The sequence below is a fragment of the Arthrobacter sp. SPT-J7 genome (genome assembly GCF_059089965.1).
In genome coordinates this window covers 300,360-318,626 of the sequence record NZ_JBNHFF010000001.1, presented here as the reverse complement: position 1 = coordinate 318,626, position 18,267 = coordinate 300,360, and the positions used below count along the sequence as shown (strand labels likewise).

Genomic DNA, 18,267 nt, shown 5'->3' with positions numbered 1-18,267 from the left:
AAAACTTCTGTTTCCTCTCCGTAACATGTCGCGCTATCCTGTGTGAGTGACTTCACAGGATGCAGACCTCGAGGCCCTGCCTGCCGAAACGGAAGTGGCGCTGGAACGCGCGACGGCGGCGCACCGGCACCAACATCTCTTCTCACAGCGGGCGTCCAACATCAAGCAATCGGCTGTCCGAGACGTCTTCGACGTTTCGATGCGGCCCGGTTTGGTCTCGTTGGCCGGCGGCAACCCTTATCTGCAGTCCCTGCCGCTGGAAAAGATCGCCGGCATGGCGCAGCGGCTGATTGCCGAGCACGGGATGGCCGCCCTCCAGTACGGCGGCGGACAGGGCACCGAGGAGTTGCGGCGCGCGATCTGCGACGTGATGGAGCACGAAGGCATCACCGGCGCAGACCCCGCGAATGTGGTAATCACGGCCGGATCCCAGTCCGCCCAAGATGTAGCCGCCAAGGTCTTCTGCAACCCAGGGGACGTGGTGCTGTGCGAGGATCCGACGTACGTCGGTGCGCTCAACACTTTCGAGGCCTACGAGGTGCAGGTGGAACCGGTCGCCATGGATGAGCACGGCCTCATCCCGTCCGAACTCCAGCGCCGCATCGAAGAGCTGCAGGGCGAAGGCCGCAGCATCAAGTTCCTCTACACCATCCCCAGTTTCAACAATCCCTCGGGCATCACACTGGCTGCCGAGCGCCGGCAACACGTCGTGGAAATTTGCCGCGAGACAGGGATTCTGGTGCTCGAGGACAATCCCTACGGGCTGCTGCGCTTCGACGGCCAGCCGCTGCGGCCACTGCGTGCGGACAACCCCGACGACGTAATCTATCTGGGCTCGTTTTCCAAGATCCTGGCGCCGGGGCTGCGGATCGGCTGGGCATTGCTGCCCGACCATCTGCAGCGCAGTTTCTACCTGGCCAACGAGGCGGTCACGCTGTGTCCGCCCACGCTGAACCAGATGCTGATCACCACCTACCTGGCCGAACATGACTGGCTGGGCCAAATCGATACCTACCGGCAGCTGTACGCCGAGCGGTGCGCCGCCATGCTGGCCGCCCTGAAGGAATTCATGCCGGACGGGGCCAGCTGGACCGAACCCGAGGGCGGCTTCTTTGTCTGGGTGACCCTGCCGGACGGCGTGGACACCTACCCGCTGCTCTACGACGCGATCGATGCCGGAGTGGTCTTCATTCCGGGCGCGGCGTTCAGCCCCTCGGACGAGCCGTCGAATCAGCTGCGGCTGGCCTTCAGCGCCGTGCCCGAGGAGGCCATCCGCGAGGGCGTGCGAAGGCTTGCCCCGGTCCTGGAGAAAGCTATGGCCGGCGCCGGTTCTTGACGTAGCGGTAGTACGCGTAGCGGCCGGCGAAATACAGCCCGATCACGATGATGATGCGCAGGACCGGATGCAGGCCGGGAACCAGCCAGATCATCACATAGCTGAGCAGGAAGACCGCAGCCATGGCCCACAGCGTGCCCTTCCAATCGATCCTGGGCACCCCTGAGGCATTGCGGCGCTGACCCGAGGGCCTGTTGTTACTCATGCGCCCAGTCTTTCACAGGCTGTGTTCGCTCCCCGCGTTGAGAGGAACCGCCGAGGTTGCGCGCCCCCGTCAGCCGTCCACGAGGATGCCGTCCAGGTCGGCGTGGACCGTGGCGCCGGGCCGGAACACCACTCCCCCGATCTCGACGGGTACGTCCGTTTCGCCGCGGCTCTCTTTGGCGCTCTTGCGCGGGTTGCTGCCCAGGGCCTTGATGCCGAGCGGCAGCTGCGCGAGGGCAGCCCGGTCGCGGACCGCTCCGTTGATGATCACGCCGGACCAGCCGCTGGCCACGGCGGCGGCGGCGATCATGTCCCCCATCAGCGCGGTTTCCAGCGAGCCCCTGCCGTCGACGACCAGCACCGCGCCATCCCCCGGCGAGTTGAGGACCGACTTCACCAGCCCGTTGTCTTGAAAACACTTGATGGTCCGGACCGGTCCGCTGAAGGCTTCCCTAGCGCCGAAATTGCCGAACTGGAGCGCCACCGAGACAAGCTCGTCGCCGCGTTCGTCATACAGGTCCGCCGTGGGCGTCACTGCGGGTACGACGGCGGTGCTTGCCTTGGCAGCGTCTGCTGGATTGGTCACGTGATGGTGCTCCTCCTCGCCACACGGCGATCCTAGCAACCGCGGCCCCTGGCGGGCACCAGCTTGCCGCGGCGAAACAGCTCCGCGGCGGCTCGGCGGCAGCGTCAGTCGAGCAGCAGCGCTGGCTCTTCCATGATGGCGGCGACGTCGGCCATGAACCGGGCGGAGAGGTCGCCGTCCACCACACGGTGGTCGAACGAGCCGCCCAGCGTAGTGATCCAGCGCGGGATGACTTCGCCGGACACCACCCACGGCTTCTGCCGGATGGTGCCGAAGGCGACGATCGCGACTTCGCCGGGGTTGATGATCGGGGTGCCGATATCGATGCCGAGGGCGCCAATGTTGGTGATGGACAGGGTGCCGTGCTGCATGTCCGCCGGCTTGGTCTTGCCGGCGCGGGCCGTGGTGGCCAGCTCGTTGAGCGCGACCGCGAGTTCCTTCAGCGAGAGGTCCTGCGCATCCTTGATGTTCGGGACCAGCAGGCCGCGCGGGGTGGCGGCGGCAATGCCCAGGTTCATGAAGTGCTTGACGTGGATTTCGTCGCCAGACTCCGTCTCCACCCAGCTGGCGTTGACGCTCGGGTTGCGTGCGGCAGCCCAGATCACGGCCTTGGCCAGGATGAGCAGCGGGGATACCTTGATGCCTTCGAAGTCGCGGGACTTCTTCAGCCGCTGCACAAACTCCATGGTCCGCGATGCGTCCACGTCCACGAAGATGCTCACGTGCGGCGCACTGAAGGCGGACTCCACCATCGCCTTGGCGGTCGCCTTGCGCACGCCCTTGACCGGGATGCGTTCAATCCGGTTGTCCAGAAGACCCTTCCGCTGCGCCCAGAACGTGGGTGCGGCCGCTTGTTCGGCCTCGCGCTGGGCCTGGTAGCTGAGCAGATCCTGTTTGGTCACCTCGCCGCCCTTGCCGGTGGGGGTGATGTCGGCCAGGTTGATGCCCAGATCCTTCGCCGCCTTGCGGACCGGGGGTTTGGCCAGCACCCGCGTCAGCAGCCGGGAGACGGCGGCCTGGACTGCTTCACCCCGGTTTCCGGCGGCGGCCGGGGCCGAGCCGGGAACGGCTGCGTCGTCGTCGGTGGGAACCGGGGGCACATGCTGGGCCTGGCCCTGCGGTTCGGGCAAATGCAGGGCGGCGGCAGGCGGGGTCCCCTTGCCGGACGGAACCGCGGAGCCGCGCCCCGCCGTCGTTGTTCCGGTGGTTGAAGCGGCGCTGCCGCGCCGCAACCGGCGCCTGACCGGGTCGGCCTTGGGGCCGGAGCCGACCAGCGGGCCGGCCTCGGGGGCCGCATTCGGCACCGGCTGCTCCAGCGCCGCCGTGGCGGCCGGTGCTTCGGTGGCGGGCTGCGGCGTTGCGGCGGCGGGTTGGGCGCCTTCGGGGGCCACGGCAATGATCGGGGTTCCGACCTCCACGGTCTGGCCCTCCGGCACCAGTAGGTCTGCGACTACCCCGGCGTACGGGCTGGGCAGCTCGACCAGGGACTTGGCGGTCTCGATCTCGACGATCACGTCGTTGACCGCCACGGTATCTCCGGCCTTGACCTTCCAGGACACGATCTCGGCCTCGACCAGTCCCTCGCCGACGTCGGGAAGGTTGAAAATCTGCGTGTTCGACATTAAATCTCCGATATCAGTAGGCGAGCGAACGGTCGAGGGCCTCGAGCAGGCGGTCGATGTCCGGCAGGTACTGTTCCTCCACCTTGGCCAGTGGGTAGGGCATGTGGAAGCCGCCGACCCGCAGCACCGGGGCCTCCAAGCTGAGGAAGGCGCGCTCGCCCACCCGTGCGGCGATTTCGCCGCCGATGCCGCCGAAGGTCGGGGCCTCGTGCGTGACGATCAGTCGGCCGGTCTTCTCGACCGATGCCGTGACGGTGTCGAAATCGATCGGCGAGATGGAGCGCAGGTCGATCACCTCGACGCTTTTACCATCCTCTTCCGCAGCCTGCGCCGCGGCCAGCGCGACCGGGACCAGCGGGCCGTAGGCCACGATGGTGGCGTCCGTCCCTTCCCCGACCACCTGTGCGCTGAAGGCATCACGGCCGGCCGCCTCGGTATCCACCTCGCCCTTGAGCCAGTAACGGCGTTTGGGCTCGAAGATGATCACCGGGTCCTCGCTGGCGACGGCCTGCTGGGTCATCCAGTAGGCGTCGTGCGCGTTGGACGGCGTGATGATGCGCAGTCCGGGGGTATGCGCGAAGAGCGCTTCCGGGGACTCCGAATGGTGCTCGATGGATCCGATGCCGCCGCCGTAGGGAATGCGGATGACGACGGGGGCGGACAGCATGCCGGAGCTGCGGGAGCGGATCTTGGCCAATTGCGTGGTGATCTGGTTGAACGCGGGGAAGACAAACCCGTCGAACTGGATCTCGCAGATGGGCCGGTAGCCGCGGAAGCACAACCCGATCGCGGTGCCCAGGATGCCGGACTCGGCCAGCGGGGTGTCGACCACCCGGTCGGCACCGAATTCGGCCTGCAGTCCTTCGGTGACACGGTAGACACCACCGAGCTTGCCGATATCCTCGCCCATGATGAGCGTCTTCGGGTCGTCGGCCAAGACGGCGCGGAGACCGCTGGTGATCGCCTTGGCAATGGTCATGGTGGCCATCAGCGTGCCTCCCCTTCAGTCTGTCCGGCGTTGTCTTCGGCGAAGCCGGCTTGGTACTGCCGGTGCCACTCCAACTCCTCACGGACCAAGGGGTGCGGATCTCCGTACACATTGGCGAAGTGGTCCTCGAAGTCCGGGGCCTCCATCGCCAGCACATCGGCGCGCGTGCTGGCCGCGAGCTTGTCCGCCTCCACGGTGACTTGGTCGAAGAAGTCCTGGCCAGCGGTGTTGGTGCTGCGCAGATACCGTTCCAACCGCAGCAGCGGATCGCGCTCGCGCCACTGCTCTTCTTCGGCAGCCTCGCGGTATTTGGTGGGATCGTCCGCCGTGGTGTGCGCGCTCATCCGGTACGTAAACGCCTCGATCAGCACCGGGCCCTTGCCCGACCGCGCCCGCTCCAGCGCCCATCGCGTGACTGCATGGACGGCCACTACGTCATTGCCATCCACTCGGATGCCGGGGAAACCGTAGCCGGTGGCACGGTTGGACAGCGGGATCCGCGACTGGACCTCCGAGGGGACGGAGATGGCCCAGTGGTTGTTCTGGCAGAAAAAGATCACCGGCGATTGGTTGGAGGCGGCAAACACCATCGACTCGTGGATATCGCCTTCAGAACTGGCCCCGTCGCCGAAGTAGGCGACCGTCACGGCATCCTCGCCGTCGCGCTGGACGCCCATGGCGTAGCCGACCGCGTGCAGCGATTGGGCGGCCAGCACCAACGTGTAGAGGTGGAAGTTGCTCTCCCGCGGGTCCCAGCCGCCGTTGCTGACGCCGCGGAAGAGCCGCAACACGTTGGACAGTTCCAGCCCGCGGGTGAGCGCTACGCCGTGCTCGCGGTAGGTCGGGAACACGTAGTCCTGGCGCTGCAGCGCGCTGCCGGAGCCGATTTGCGCCGCTTCCTGCCCGAGCAGGGGCGGCCACAGCAGCAGTTGGCCCTGCCGCTGCAGCGCGGTGGCCTCCTGGTCGAAGCGGCGGACCAGAGCCATGTCCCGGTACATGGCCCGGAGCGCGTCACCGTCCAGGTGGGCCGCATAGTGGCCGTACTTTGTGTCCTCGCGGACGCTGCCGTCGGGCGCCATCAACTGCACCAGCGGCGGTGCCTCAGCGGGGTCGCTGGTCACCAGGGACTGCTCGAGTTCTTCGATATCGAATTCCGAGGCGGGCAAGTGCTCAGCGCCCATATGAACTCCTCGCCGATCGGCCGGGGTCCGGCAGATCTTCGCTGTTCATATATGCCGGACCGGGAATGCATTCCCGACCCGGCATATACCGGTCGTTTGTCTCGTCTTAGCCTAACGGCAGCGCTAGCCGGGACCCGTGTTATTACCGTCAGGAAACGCCGGGGCCGTTTGTATAGTTCTCACAGAGCGCCAGGAAACGGCTGTTGGCTTCGACCTCGCCGATGCTGACCCGGACCCCATCGCCGGCGAAGGCCCTGACGGACAGCGCTTGCTGCCCGGCCAGCTCGGCGAACTCCTGCGCCCGGTCGCCCAGCGGCAGCCAGACGAAGTTGCCTTGGGTCTGCGGGATCTTCCACCCCAGCATCGCGAGTCCGGCAACCACCCGGTCACGCTCGTCCACCAGGCTTTGTACCCTTTCTACAACTTCGTCGTAGTGGCGCAGCGACGTGATGGCCGCATGCTCGGCCAGGCTGGAGACTGCAAAGGGCGTAGCCGCTACGCGCAGGTGCTGGGTGATTTGGGGCTGCGAGATGGAATAGCCCACGCGCAGGCCGGCCAGGCCGTGCGCCTTGGAGAAGGTGCGAAGTACCACCACGTTCGGGTACTTCCGGTACATGGCGACGCCGTCCACCACCTCCGGGTCGCGGACGAACTCCGTGTAGGCCTCATCGATGACGACGATGATGTCATCACGGACGGCGCGGACAAAGTTCTCCACGTCCGTCGCCTTCAGCGCCGGGCCAGTCGGGTTGTTCGGCGTGCACAGCAGAATGACCTTGGTCCGTTCGGTCACCGCGTCCAGCATGGCTTCGAGGTCGTGCGTGCCGTCGGACCGGTTGGGGATCTGGACGCTCCGGGCGCCGGAGAGCCCCACCATGATCGGGTAGGCCTCGAACGAGCGCCAGGGGTAGACAACTTCGTCTTCGCTGCCGTCCTCGTGCTGCCCGGCGAACGTCTGCAGGATCTGCACCAGGGCGCCCAGGCTGCCCGCGCCGGTGACAACGTCGTCGGCCGGGACGTCCAGGAAGCGGCCCAGCTCGGTTCGCAGGGCGGTGCACAACGGGTCGGGGTAGCGCATGATGTCCGTCTGCGCGTTCACGGCTTCCAGTACGGCAGGCAGCGGCGGCAAGGGGTTTTCGTTGGAGGACAATTTGTAGGACTGCAGTCCCTCGATCGCTGTCGGCGGCTTGCCGGCAGCGTATTTAGGCAGCCTGTCGAGGACCGGGCGCGGGTGTATCCGGGCCGACGTTCCTGCTGCCTGAACCGCAGCTTCCTTGATGGGGTTCTCAGGAGAAGTCATGCCTTAAAGGATACGTGGGCTCGGGCACAGTTCATTCAGCGTGGCGACGGCGCGTGTGTGGCAGCATAAGCGCATGGGAAAGTTCATTGTGCGGGTCATCATCAATGCGCTGGCACTCTGGGTAGCCAACTGGATTCTGCCCGGCATGGACATCCACGGAACCGCCGCGGCCGACGCGGTCGGCAATGAAATGCTCGGCACGGTTCTGGGTTATCTGTTCATCGGGCTGGTCTTTGGCCTGGTCAACGCGATCGTCCGCCCGATCGTTTCCTTCCTTTCGATTCCCGTCACGATCCTGACGCTGGGGCTGTTCACCATTGTGATTAACGCGCTGATGCTGGTGCTGACCGCTTGGCTGTCCAGCTTCACCCCGGTGGAATTCGTCGTCGATTCGTTCTTCTGGACCGCCATCCTGGGCTCGCTGATCATCAGCGTGGTGTCGCTGGTGGCCGGCACGTTGACCCGCAGCCGCTAAGTCAGGACCTCGCTTTCCGCTGACCGCCGGCACCGTCCCGCGGCTGCGCCGTGCGGCTAGCCGGCGAACCCGCCGGGGTCGGCCGCCCGCCATCCGGTTTGGCGCGGCGCAGGGTGAACAGATGCTGCCGCGCCGTCCCGCCGGCGAGCGCAGCGCCCAGGTAGGCCGCCGCATCCTGCACCGAAGGGTCCGGGCTAGCATCCACCGCACGGGCGCCTTGCACGTAGTTCTGCAGATCGTGGCCTGGCCCCAGTCCCACGCCGGCGCCCGAGGGAGTGGCGACGGGATCGGTCAGCGTCACGGTGACCTGCTCACGCCGGTCGGGGTTAGGACTGGCATCGGCGCCCGGAACCCAGTCCTGAACGTGCTCCAAGTGAACGCTGCGGACGCCCGGGCTGGCCGCGATGCCGGCGACCGGCGATCCGGCCGTCAGCACGAATCCCACGTTGTGTTCGGCCAGGAAAGCCGGGTCCGCGGCGAGGTTCATGGCGTGGATGCCGCCCTGGCTGTAGCCGGTGAGCACCACCAGATCGTCCGCGTCGGCGCCCGCGTCCCGGAGTGCACGCGACACGGCATCAGCAATAAACGGGCTGCCGCCGGCGACGGCTTCGGCAATACCGGACTCGTCGAACGGATTCGTTGTCGGCTGGGCCGTGCCCGCGGCTTGGGTGCCCGGAAGCGCGACCACCCAGCGCTTCTGCCCGCCGTACTCCAGCTCAAGGACCTCCACGGTGCCGTCGCCGGCTTCAGCGGCGATGGCGGTCCGTTCCAGCAGCCCCGCCAGCGAGGCCGGCGCCGGGTCGATCTCTTCGGCCGCTGCGTCCACGCGCACGATCTCGACGGGAGAGCCGTGAAGCTGGCCGGCCTGGCCGGCCGCCGGTGCCAGCACGACCGCGATGTGCTGGGTGACCGGCTCTTGTCCCACACCGGCGTGCTGGCTGTCCCGCAGCAGCGCGCCGGCGGCCGGAGCACCCAGCGCGCCGGCGAGCGCGGCGGGTCCCTGGTTCAACAGCCGCTCGGCTCCGGCCCGAGTCGGCCGCCCCTCGTTGGCGGCCATCCCGACGGCCACGGTGATCCACCAGGTCGCCGCGTCAACGGCCTGCAACCCGGTCGCGGCAGCCTGCTCCGCGGCCCGGTAGGTGCCGTGTGCCAGCCGCACCTTGGCCGCCAAGGCCCCGCAGTTGTCCGCCAATCCGGCCAGCGATCCCGCTGCCGCGTTCACCGCTGCCTCGGCTGCCACTCGTTCCGGCAGCAGAACCCAGCGCGGATCGGCCAGCAGCAATTTCACGGCCCAGACCTCGCGCCACTGAACGCCAATGGTTGCCGCGGCGGATTCGAGCCCGGCCGCGGCCGAGGCCAGCTCCTGCCATTCGAACGCAATACCGCCGATGCCGCCGGCCACCCGGTAGCCGTCATAGCTGCGATATCCGGCCGCTCCGTCCCACCACCGGGCTCCCCCGGGCAGCCAGCCTGCCTCAGCCACCGGGCATCCTCAGCACCAGGTCTGCGGGTGGACCGTCACGGCAAGCGGCCATGCATGGCGGCGGCCGCCGCTCGGGCCGCGCTGATCGCCCCGTCCGCGGCCCTCAGGGCAGCCGCCGCGACCCTGAGCAGTTCCGCCGCCTCCGCCATCCCTAGCCGGTACTCGTACAGCTGCTCCCTGAAGGCCCTGCCAGCCGGTGAAACCCACGCCTGAGCGGCGGCCGCCAGATCCGCGCGCACCCCCAGCAGTTCCTGCTCGCAGGACAGAAGCCGACCGGCAGCCGGCCCCCATCCCGGGTCCGGCTGCCCGCCCCACCCGGCCTCCGCCGTCGTTGCTTGCCAAAACATCACCCCAGACCTCCTTTGCGCCTCCAGCATCGACGCTAGGCCCGGCGTCTTCCGCGGCGGCGGCGGCTGTCCGGCTATGTGCACGACGTCCCACGCAGCAGCGCTGTGGAGGCGGAGTCACACAGGAAACGGCGTCGTTCAACATGGGAGAATAGGGGCCATGGCTGAAACTCACCGCGTCCCCCTGGCAGAAGTCACCCCCGCTATCGCACTCGGTCCGCTGGACGGCCGGTACCACCACGCGGTCGCGCCGCTGGTGGACTACCTTTCGGAAGCGGCACTGAACCGCGACCGCGTCCACGTCGAGGTGGAATGGCTGATCCATCTGACCAGCCAGTCGGTCCTGCCCGGCGCGGGCCCGCTCAGCGAGGACCAGCAGGCGGCGCTGCGCAAGATCGTCACCGACTTCGACGGCAACGCCGTGCGCGAACTGGCGGAGATCGAAGCCGTTACCGTCCACGATGTGAAAGCTGTGGAGTACTTCATCGGCCGCCGGCTCGAAGGAATCGGCATCGAGAGTCTCACCGCCATGGTGCACTTCGGCTGCACCTCCGAGGACATCAACAACCTGTCCTACGCATTGGGCGTCAAGGGAGCCGTGGAGCAGGTCTGGCTACCCGCTGCCCGCGCGCTGGTGGAGCAGTTCGCGGAGATGGCGCGTGAGCACCGCGATGTGCCGATGCTCTCACGCACCCACGGACAGCCTGCCACGCCGACCAGCTTGGGCAAGGAACTGGCCGTCATTGCGCACCGGCTGAACCGCCAGCTGGACCGGATCGCCAAGACCGAGTACCTGGGCAAGATCAACGGCGCCACCGGCACCTACGCCGCACATTACGCGTCCGTGCCCTCCGCCGACTGGCAGGCCGTCTCCCGGTCCTTCATCGAGGGCCTCGGGCTGACCTGGAACCCGTTGACCACGCAGATCGAATCGCACGACTGGCAGGCCGAGCTGTACGCGGACATGGCCCGCTTCAACCGGATCCTGCACAACGCCTGCACCGACATCTGGAGCTACATCTCCATCGGCTACTTCGCGCAGATCCCGGTGGAAGGCGCCACCGGCTCCTCCACGATGCCGCACAAGGTGAACCCGATCCGGTTCGAGAACGCCGAAGCCAACCTGGAGATCTCGAACGGGCTGCTGGACACACTGGCGGCCACACTGGTTACCTCCCGCTGGCAGCGCGACCTGACGGACTCGTCCTCACAGCGCAACATCGGCGTCGCCTTCGGCCACTCGCTGCTGGCCATCTCCAACGTGGCCAAGGGACTGGACCGGCTCAGCGTACCGGCAGAGGTGCTGGCCGCCGACCTGGACCAGAACTGGGAGGTGCTCGGCGAGGCCATCCAGATGGTCATGCGCGCCGAGGCCATCGCCGGCGTGGAAGGCATGGAGAACCCGTACGAGCGACTCAAGGAACTCACCCGCGGCCACCGGGTCGACGCCGAGCGGATGCAGGAGTTTGTCTCCGGCCTGGGACTCTCCCCCGACGCCGAAGCCCGCCTGCTGGCACTGACCCCGGGCAACTACAACGGCATCGCCGGCAAGCTGGTAGACCACCTCCAGTAGTCCGGCACAGCTGCTGCCGACGACGGCGGTCGCGCACCTTCCGCGGGGAAGGCGCCCGGCCGCCGTCGTGCTTTAAGGACAGGGGTTTTTGACGCTGCAGGTGACGCGCCTCACCAAATTCGTCGTTTGGTCACTTGGGGGTCTACAGTCATAAATACGCCGCGGGGTGGAGCAGTTCGGTAGCTCGCCGGGCTCATAACCCGGAGGTCGTAGGTTCAAATCCTACCCCCGCAACGAATAAAGGCCCTCTGACTAGGGATTATCCCGGTCAGAGGGCCTTTCTTTTTGGCTGGATACTATTCGGCTCCGTTCTAGACTCCGGCCTAAATTTAAGTTCAGGCAAAGCACTGGCGTCAGCCCAGCAGGCTGAAGTGCTTCTGTGACTCTGGAGCCGGGGCATGCGGCGTTGTTCGCGTGGGAAGGGCTGGCTTGAGCAGCTGCCCGTCCGGCAACACCTGCCGACGGCCCTGCCCGCATGGGTCCTCTCATGGCCAACTTGGTTCCTTCCCTGCCGGAAGACGCCGTGGTGACCTTTGGCGCCGGAGAACACACCAACTGGGCACACCGCTACTTCCCCACCCGGTTCTGCGCATCTCTGCTCAGCGCACGCAACCACCCCGGGCGCCGCATGCTTGTGCCCGACTCCTACCCGAGCCGGTTTACCGCGATACCGGCTTCTGAGGCCTTACTCGCCACCGTGTTCGGTCCTCAACCTTGCTAGGACCCCTGAAGTTTCGAAAGGAGTGCCCCTGTGCCGTCGACTGACACAAGAGTCCACTGCTTTGTAGGTTAGATCACGCCCATTTCGCTTCAATCTGTCTCTGTGTCCAGCTCCCAAAACAGGCCTTCCCACGGGGACGAGGTGTAGTGGCCGGGAAGTATGGCCCAGAATTCGGCAAACGTGATTTCGGGTTCGTTTTCGGTGGAATCGTTCGTCGAGAGTGCCATGGTGATTCTTTACAGCCCCTATCGACTTAGCCCATGACATTGTTCGCCGCCGAGTCGCGACCAGGGCACCTCGGCGCCCGCCTCGTCGAAGATCTGGGCCATGTAATGGTTATAGGCGGCCAGCATCGGGAACTTCTCCCGTGCGGCGTTGAAATGGGCCAGGTTGTGGACGCGGACGCGGGCCGGAGACCGAGGGACGGTGGGGAGAAAGACTGCGTGGATGCGACGGGGGTGCTCCCGTAGGGTGCCGCCTCTTCGGGCTGCGTCGTCAATGGCTTGCCTTATTCGTGTGGTGGATAAATGTCGGGTTGGGCGGAAGGAGATCCACGCCGCGCGATCCGCCCCGGCGCGGAGCATCAGGAGGTCAACTCCCGTTAGAAGGCGCGGAGGATGTCTTCGACGCGTTGTTTGGCGTCGCCGAAGAGCATCTGGGAGTTGTCGCGGAAGAACAGGGGGTTCTGGACGCCGGCGTAGCCGGCGGCCATGGACCGCTTGAACACCACGACGTTCTCGGCCTCCCAGAGGCGCAGCACGGGCATCCCGGCGATGGGGCTGTAGGGGTCTTCGGCCGCGGCGGGGTTTACGGTATCGTTCGTACCGATGACGAGGACCACGGAGGTGTCGCCGAGGTCGTCGTTGATTTCGTCCATTTCCAGCACAATGTCGTACGGGACCTTGGCTTCGGCCAGGAGCACGTTCATGTGCCCTGGCAGGCGCCCCGCGACCGGGTGGGTCCCGAACCGAACGGCCACGGGGTACTGGGCCTGGGCCTGGGCCACGGCCATCCCATACCCGGGGGTGATGTCCACACTTGAGGGGTTCGTCAGCATTTCCGCCATGGGTCTGGAAACGCCATCAGCCCGTTTCCCCCTTGCAATCGCCCGGCCTGCTCCAGCGATCTATCAAGACCCGGCTGGCTCTGGCGGCGAACTTGCTCTCAGACGGACATCAACGTGCCGTGACCTTACCGGAGAGCTTCGCAATCTGGGCGAGCACCAAGGGCCGGGCCGCGATCCAACCGCCGACGATGATAAGCAGCGAGGCGAAGAAGATCCAGAATCCGGCCCAGTTGACGACGTCTGTACCACCGTACATGTGGTTCAGGTTCCGCAGCGCTCCGGTGGCGAAAACGAGGGCGACATGCACAATGATGAACCCCGTGAAGTACAACATCACCGGGAAGTGGACCGCTCGTGCCCACTCGACGGGGTAAATCCTGTTGAGCGCCGTCGTTTTCTTCGGCCAGGCCTCCGACATCCGCGCCCCTGTGATGGCCGCGAGCGGCGCGGCGACGAAGACCGTCAGGAAGTACATGAGCTGCTGCAGGCTGTTGTAGTTCACCCAGCCGTTCTCAGTCGGCCAGTCCAACGACAAGTACTGCAGCAGTGCCGAGAGGGCGTTGGGGAAAACTTCCCAGCTTGTCGGCACGATTCGCACCCAGTGCCCTGTTACGAACAGCAACACCACGAAAACGATGCCATTGGCCAGCCATAGGATATCGAGGGCCTGGTGGAACCAAAGCGTCAGGCTGATCTTGCCCTTGCCGTCCTTCGACCACTTCGGTGTCCAGAACGCAGTTGGCCGTTTCTCGGTGCGTACCTGCAGCCCCGAGCGGATGATTAGCACAATCAGGAACACGTTGAAGAAGTGCTGCCACTGTACCCACGCCGGAAAGCCGGGGGCCGCACTCTCAGGCAGGTGATATTCGCCGGGATAGGAGGTCAAGAAGTCCTGCATGAACGGCAGACTCCGGAACCACGCAGCGGTGAGCACGACGGCCGTCGCGACCCCCAGTAGCGCGAACACACCGACGACGGTGAATCCCAGCAACTGCTTGCGCGTATAAGAGCCGAACCGGCCGGGCTCCCGCGCGGAAACGGGCGTCGATCCGGAGCGGGCCTGTTCCCGTGGGGGCTCCGGTGTGGTGGCGGCAGCCGGCGCGGAGGGCCGTACCGGCTGTGCGTTGCCATCGATGGCACTGGAAGCGGGAATGGATGCCGCGGGGGGTGCGGTGTCCTCCGTTCCCGCCGGTGCCGTTCCCCCGGACTCGGTAGCGATGGGTGCGGCGGCTGACCCCGTAGCCGGCTGTGGCTCGTTTTCCTTGACGCGCGGCAAGCCTCGACGGAGCGGACGATCGGAGGCGGCGCCAGGCGGAGACGCTTCGGCCGACCCTGCGGGAATGACCGGAGCCTGCCCGGCAGCGTTTGACTTGGCGTCCGGAATCGAGGTAACAGCGGGGTCGGACGCAGCGGCGGGCACGTCCACCTCGCTGGGAGGCGGCCACGGCTCACCGCCGGGAACCCGCGGCAGTCCGCGGCGAATTGGTCGGGTGCCTCCGGGAGCGGCGGTCGCAACCGGTTCCGCCACATCCGGTTTCGTTTCGGTGGTCCCGGCCGTCGTCTCTGGAGCCAGCGACGACGCCGTCGCTGCGGCAGACTCCGGGATCGTCGAGGGCTGCTCGAGTGGGTTCGCCTCAGCACCGGGCGCATCCGCCGCCTTGGGCGCGTCCCCGGCCGGCGGCCAGGGTTCACCGCCGGGGATGCGCGGAAGTCCCTGGCGTATCGAGCGTGTGTACGTCGCCATCGCGCTACAACTTCTTATCGTCGAGCGCAGCCATCAGCTGCGGCACGACAGTGAACAGGTCGCCGACGACACCGAAGTCCGCGATCTCGAAGATCGGGGCATCCGCGTCCTTATTGATCGCGACAATTGTCTTTGCCGTTTGCATGCCCGCACGGTGCTGGATAGCCCCGGAAATCCCGAGCGCCACGTACAGCTGTGGTGCCACGGAAACGCCAGTCTGCCCGACCTGATGCGACTGGGCGATGTAACCAGCGTCGACCGCAGCGCGTGAGGCACCGACGGCCGCTCCGAGGGCGTCTGCGAGCTGCTCGACGAGCACGAACTTCTCCTCGGAACCGAGACCGCGCCCGCCGGAGACAACCTTCACCGCTCCACGCAGCTCGGGACGGCTCGATGTCTGGACGACCTCTTCAAACGACACGATGGATGCCGCCGGCCCGCCCGATGCGGTCACCGGCAGTGTCATCACCGTGGGCACGCGCGCCTCGGCGCGCGCCTCGACTGCCCCCTGCCGTACCGTGATCACCGGCGCTCCCCAGGTTACGGCGGAGTCGACGTTGTAGGCGCCGCCGTAGACCGAATGATGGGCGACGATGCCTTCAGCATCCCGCGAGACACCGATCGCATCGACCGCCAGACCGGATCGGGTGCGTGCGGCAAACGCTCCCGCGACATCCCGACCAGCGATCGAGTTCGAGATAAGCACTGCGTCGGGACGCACGGCGTCTACGGCGGCGACCAGCGCATCGACTACCGGAAGTGTCAGGATGCCGGGATCTGCCGTCTCGGCAACGACCACGTGCGCAGCGCCCAGGCCGCCCGCGGCATCCGCGGCGGCAGCGCCCGCGCCGGCTGCGGTCACCACCAGCGCGACGGGAGTGCCGGCCTGGGCGGCGGCGCCGAGCAGGCCTGCCGCGCTGCCCTCGAGTCCGCCGGAGGGCGTGAGCTCGACAAGGACAAGGATAGAGTCCGCTTCGTATTCAGCCATGATTGTGCTCCTTACACCAGTCGGTTCTGCAGGAGGAAATTGGCGAGCTGCTCGCCCGCATCGCCCTCGTCGACTATTTTCACTCCCGCACCGCGGGCCGGCTTTTCTGCGATCGCAATGACGATCGACCGCCCGGACTTCGCGGCATCAGGGTCGACAGCCAGGTCCGCCAAGGACAAAGTCTCGAACGGCTTCTTCTTCGCCGCTATGATCCCCTTGAAGTTCGGGAACCGCGCATCCGGAAGCGCCTCTGTGATCGACACCACGGCAGGCAGCGAGGCTTTCACCTGCATCGTGCCGTTCTCGGTAGCGCGAACGCCGGTCACGGAGTCCTCGGCGATTTCGATCGATGTCAGCGACGTCGCATGCGGCACACCGAGCAGCTCGGAAACCATCGCCGCCAGCGCGCCGCCGGTGCCATCCGTAGACAAGTTGCCTGCGATCACAAGGTCGAACCCGATACGCCGAATCGCAGCGGCGAGTACCTCTGCTGTCAGCCCGAGATCCGCCCCGCGGAGCGCCTCGTCGGCAACCTGCACAGCCGATGCTGCTCCCATGGCGAGGCACTTGCGTAACGTCGCGGCGGCACTCTCTGGCGCCATCGACAGGACCTCCACCTCGGTGTTGGCATTCCTGTCCGCGTATGAGAGCGCGACCTCGAGCGCACGTTCCCCGATCTCGTCGAGTACGACCTCGCCGGCCGCGCGATCGGCGAGCCCGGTCTCGAGGTCGAGCTTGCGATCCCCGTAAGTGTCGGGGACCTCCTTAACCAGCACGATGATCTTCATTGACATCTCCTCTCGCCGCCTAACTTCTTCACGGCGGCTGTCGCAATGTATCGATGCGGAGCCGCAAGGACTCCTAGTTCAGACAAATCTTGGTTCCAATGTGCGCAGACGGCCAGTGGGCGCCTCGTCATCTGCGGCGCAGGTCTGCGATGATCGACTACGCCTATAACGAGCCCTCCTGTCCAAGGGCCCGCTGCGTCAGAAGCACGTATTCTTCCGCGAGATCGGCGGGTGAAAGCTGGCCGTCGAGTCGATACCACTGTGCTACACCCGTGCACATAGTGACAACGGCGCGGCTAGCATCACGCGGACTCTCCGTACGAAAAAGCCCTGCGCGAACACCTTCCTCGACGATGCCATCTAAAATCCTTTGCTGTCGGTCACGGGACGCAATGTGTCGCGCGCGGGCTTCCGGCTCCAGCGCGCGTATCTCGCTCGCCGCAATGAACGCGAGCTCGCCGCGATACGCGTGGAACAGCACGAGACACTCGATGTGCGACCTGAACCTGGCCTCCACCGACTCACCTGCCTCTTCGAGCGCGGCGATGCTGCGGCCATACAGGTCCGCCATCGCGATCTCCATGAGACTCACGAGCATCGCTTGCTTCGACTCGAAGTGGTGATAGAGGCCAGGTACCGATAGGCCCGCGGCGGAGGCAAGCTGACGCGTTGTGGTCCCGTGGTACCCGTGCTCGACGAAGCAGGTCAGGGCGGCCTGCAGGATCGGCGGCACCAGTGAGTCGCCATATACCTTCCAGCGGGCCATGGTCGCCGTTACGTTTGTCGGCTCGACGTCTGTCATGAGGCCCTGCGATCGACACTCGCACCAACGACTCCCATGGCGAGGCCGCAGAGGCCTACCCAGCCGACCGCCACAGACGCGCGATCAGAGATGTTTCGCCCCGCCCCGGTTGGGTCTGAGATCGTCCTAGCCATCGCCATTGCGTGATACTTCCATTCGTCCATTGCGCAGGGCGGGTTCCGATGCCGTCTTGACATCGCCCTTGGTTCGAATCAAGCTTACTTTACCGAGCGCTCGCTCGGCTACCCTCGATTAGGAAGGGCGGAGATGCTTCCAGAAGTGACCGCGAAGCGACTAACAGGCAAGAACGCAATCGTGACCGGAGCCAGCCGCGGAATTGGGCTCGCAATCGCGCGACGCCTGGTGGCCGAAGGAGCAAAGGTCGTGATCACCGCCCGCAAGCCGGACGCTCTCGAAGAGGTGTCGGCCTCCTTTCCCGAGGGGACCGTTCTCGCTCTCCCCGGCAAGGCCGACGACCCGCAGCACCGGGCTGCTGTGTTCGACACGGTCGCCCGGGAGTTTGGCGGGCTTGACATCCTCGTGAACAACGCGGGAATCAACCCGGTGCACGGGCCCCTCGTAGACCTCGAGCTGGACAGCGCACGCAAGGTTCTCGAGGTCAATCTGCTTGGCACCCTCGCATGGGTGCAGGGCGCGTTCCACCACCCAGAACTTCAGTTTGCGAACGGCGGTGGTTCAGTTGTCAACCTTTCTTCCGTGACCGGCCAGGTGCCGTCCGAAGGCATCGGCTGGTATGGCGTGAGCAAGGCAGCGGTCGCCCATTTGACGCGAACGCTCAGCGTGGAACTGGCCCCCGACGTTCGGGTGAACGCTGTGGCTCCGGCGGTAGTCAAAACTCAATTTGCCCGCGTGCTCTACGAGGGCAAGGAAGACAAGGTCACGGAGGACTACCCGCTCGGGCGGCTGGGGACCCCGCAGGACATCGCTGCCGCAGTTGCCTTCCTCGCCTCCTGCGACGCGTCATGGATCACCGGGCAAGTCCTTAACCTCGACGGCGGCCTGCTCAATGCGGGAGGAACGGCGTGACCACGACCGAAATGGG

Annotated in this window: 17 protein-coding genes, 1 tRNA gene and 2 pseudogenes; 6 read left to right on the top strand and 14 right to left on the bottom strand. The window is 66.1% G+C overall.

Going from position 1 to position 18,267, the window contains the following annotated elements; all coding sequences use genetic code 11:
• Positions 1-46 precede the first annotated feature (46 nt).
• The gene (locus AC5RWX_RS01430; RefSeq protein ID WP_494096888.1) at positions 47-1,336 is read left to right on the top strand and encodes an aminotransferase-like domain-containing protein; all 1,290 of its coding nucleotides are present in this window, start codon (positions 47-49) and stop codon (positions 1,334-1,336) included.
• Here the strand turns inward: AC5RWX_RS01430 and AC5RWX_RS01425 are convergent.
• From AC5RWX_RS01425 to AC5RWX_RS01400, 6 genes are all read right to left on the bottom strand, one after another.
• Positions 1,314-1,541 (bottom strand): hypothetical protein, encoded by a 228-nt coding sequence (locus tag AC5RWX_RS01425; protein ID WP_493944030.1) that lies wholly within the window; start codon positions 1,539-1,541, stop codon positions 1,314-1,316. The two genes, AC5RWX_RS01430 and AC5RWX_RS01425, sit on opposite strands and share 23 nt — an antisense overlap.
• A gap of 69 nt (positions 1,542-1,610) precedes the next feature.
• A complete protein-coding gene (gene rraA, locus AC5RWX_RS01420) occupies positions 1,611-2,126 on the bottom strand; it encodes a ribonuclease E activity regulator RraA (RefSeq protein WP_494096887.1) in 516 nt (171 codons plus the stop codon).
• Between the two features lie 104 nt (positions 2,127-2,230).
• Positions 2,231-3,748 (bottom strand): dihydrolipoamide acetyltransferase family protein, encoded by a 1,518-nt coding sequence (locus AC5RWX_RS01415; protein ID WP_494096886.1) that lies wholly within the window; start codon positions 3,746-3,748, stop codon positions 2,231-2,233.
• Between the two features lie 13 nt (positions 3,749-3,761).
• A complete protein-coding gene (locus AC5RWX_RS01410) occupies positions 3,762-4,736 on the bottom strand; it encodes an alpha-ketoacid dehydrogenase subunit beta (protein ID WP_494096885.1) in 975 nt (324 codons plus the stop codon).
• Positions 4,736-5,917: a pyruvate dehydrogenase (acetyl-transferring) E1 component subunit alpha gene (pdhA, locus tag AC5RWX_RS01405; protein WP_494096884.1), complete on the bottom strand. Its 1,182-nt coding sequence runs from the start codon at positions 5,915-5,917 to the stop codon at positions 4,736-4,738. Before pdhA ends, AC5RWX_RS01410 begins: the two co-directional genes overlap by 1 nt.
• A gap of 148 nt (positions 5,918-6,065) precedes the next feature.
• Positions 6,066-7,217: a histidinol-phosphate transaminase gene (locus AC5RWX_RS01400; protein WP_494096883.1), complete on the bottom strand. Its 1,152-nt coding sequence runs from the start codon at positions 7,215-7,217 to the stop codon at positions 6,066-6,068.
• 73 nt (positions 7,218-7,290) lie between these two features.
• On the opposite strand from AC5RWX_RS01400, the gene AC5RWX_RS01395 reads away from it, so the two are divergent.
• Positions 7,291-7,692: a phage holin family protein gene (locus AC5RWX_RS01395; protein WP_493941087.1), complete on the top strand. Its 402-nt coding sequence runs from the start codon at positions 7,291-7,293 to the stop codon at positions 7,690-7,692.
• Between the two features lies 1 nt (position 7,693).
• Here the strand turns inward: AC5RWX_RS01395 and AC5RWX_RS01390 are convergent, their stop codons facing one another.
• Both AC5RWX_RS01390 and AC5RWX_RS01385 read right to left on the bottom strand, forming a co-directional pair.
• Positions 7,694-9,175: a hypothetical protein gene (locus AC5RWX_RS01390; protein ID WP_494096882.1), complete on the bottom strand. Its 1,482-nt coding sequence runs from the start codon at positions 9,173-9,175 to the stop codon at positions 7,694-7,696.
• Positions 9,176-9,210: 35 nt separating this feature from the next.
• On the bottom strand, positions 9,211-9,522 hold the full coding sequence (locus tag AC5RWX_RS01385; RefSeq protein ID WP_494096881.1) for a hypothetical protein: 312 nt from the start codon (positions 9,520-9,522) through the stop codon (positions 9,211-9,213).
• Between the two features lie 160 nt (positions 9,523-9,682).
• Here AC5RWX_RS01385 and purB point away from each other — a divergent pair, with 160 nt between their 5' ends.
• The 3 genes and pseudogenes from purB to AC5RWX_RS01370 form a co-directional block, all read left to right on the top strand.
• Positions 9,683-11,095, top strand: coding sequence for an adenylosuccinate lyase (gene purB, locus AC5RWX_RS01380; RefSeq protein WP_494096880.1), 1,413 nt, complete (start codon positions 9,683-9,685; stop codon positions 11,093-11,095).
• A 160-nt stretch (positions 11,096-11,255) separates the two neighbouring features.
• Positions 11,256-11,329, top strand: a tRNA-Met gene (locus AC5RWX_RS01375).
• Between the two features lie 199 nt (positions 11,330-11,528).
• Positions 11,529-11,708: pseudogene (locus AC5RWX_RS01370) on the top strand (acetolactate synthase); the annotation flags it as partial.
• A 197-nt stretch (positions 11,709-11,905) separates the two neighbouring features.
• On the opposite strand, the gene AC5RWX_RS01365 reads toward AC5RWX_RS01370, so the two are convergent.
• From AC5RWX_RS01365 to AC5RWX_RS01340, 6 genes and pseudogenes are all read right to left on the bottom strand, one after another.
• Complete coding sequence (locus AC5RWX_RS01365) at positions 11,906-12,043, bottom strand: hypothetical protein (RefSeq protein ID WP_493939898.1); 138 nt, start codon at positions 12,041-12,043, stop codon at positions 11,906-11,908.
• Positions 12,044-12,417: 374 nt separating this feature from the next.
• A pseudogene (locus tag AC5RWX_RS01360) lies at positions 12,418-12,879 on the bottom strand (NAD(P)(+) transhydrogenase (Re/Si-specific) subunit beta); the annotation flags it as partial.
• A 112-nt stretch (positions 12,880-12,991) separates the two neighbouring features.
• Positions 12,992-14,626, bottom strand: a complete 1,635-nt coding sequence (locus tag AC5RWX_RS01355; protein WP_494096879.1) for a cytochrome b/b6 domain-containing protein — start codon at positions 14,624-14,626, stop codon at positions 12,992-12,994.
• Between the two features lie 4 nt (positions 14,627-14,630).
• Positions 14,631-15,614 (bottom strand): electron transfer flavoprotein subunit alpha/FixB family protein, encoded by a 984-nt coding sequence (locus tag AC5RWX_RS01350; protein WP_493939896.1) that lies wholly within the window; start codon positions 15,612-15,614, stop codon positions 14,631-14,633.
• 11 nt (positions 15,615-15,625) lie between these two features.
• Positions 15,626-16,402 carry an electron transfer flavoprotein subunit beta/FixA family protein gene (locus tag AC5RWX_RS01345; protein WP_493939895.1) on the bottom strand — a complete coding sequence of 259 codons (777 nt, stop codon included), beginning with the start codon at positions 16,400-16,402 and terminating at the stop codon, positions 15,626-15,628.
• Positions 16,403-16,565: 163 nt separating this feature from the next.
• On the bottom strand, positions 16,566-17,204 hold the full coding sequence (locus AC5RWX_RS01340; RefSeq protein WP_493939894.1) for a TetR/AcrR family transcriptional regulator: 639 nt from the start codon (positions 17,202-17,204) through the stop codon (positions 16,566-16,568).
• Between the two features lie 267 nt (positions 17,205-17,471).
• Between AC5RWX_RS01340 and AC5RWX_RS01335 the strand changes: the two genes are divergently transcribed.
• Complete coding sequence (locus AC5RWX_RS01335; protein ID WP_493939893.1) at positions 17,472-18,251, top strand: SDR family oxidoreductase; 780 nt, start codon at positions 17,472-17,474, stop codon at positions 18,249-18,251.
• The last annotated feature ends 16 nt before the right edge of the window (positions 18,252-18,267 follow it).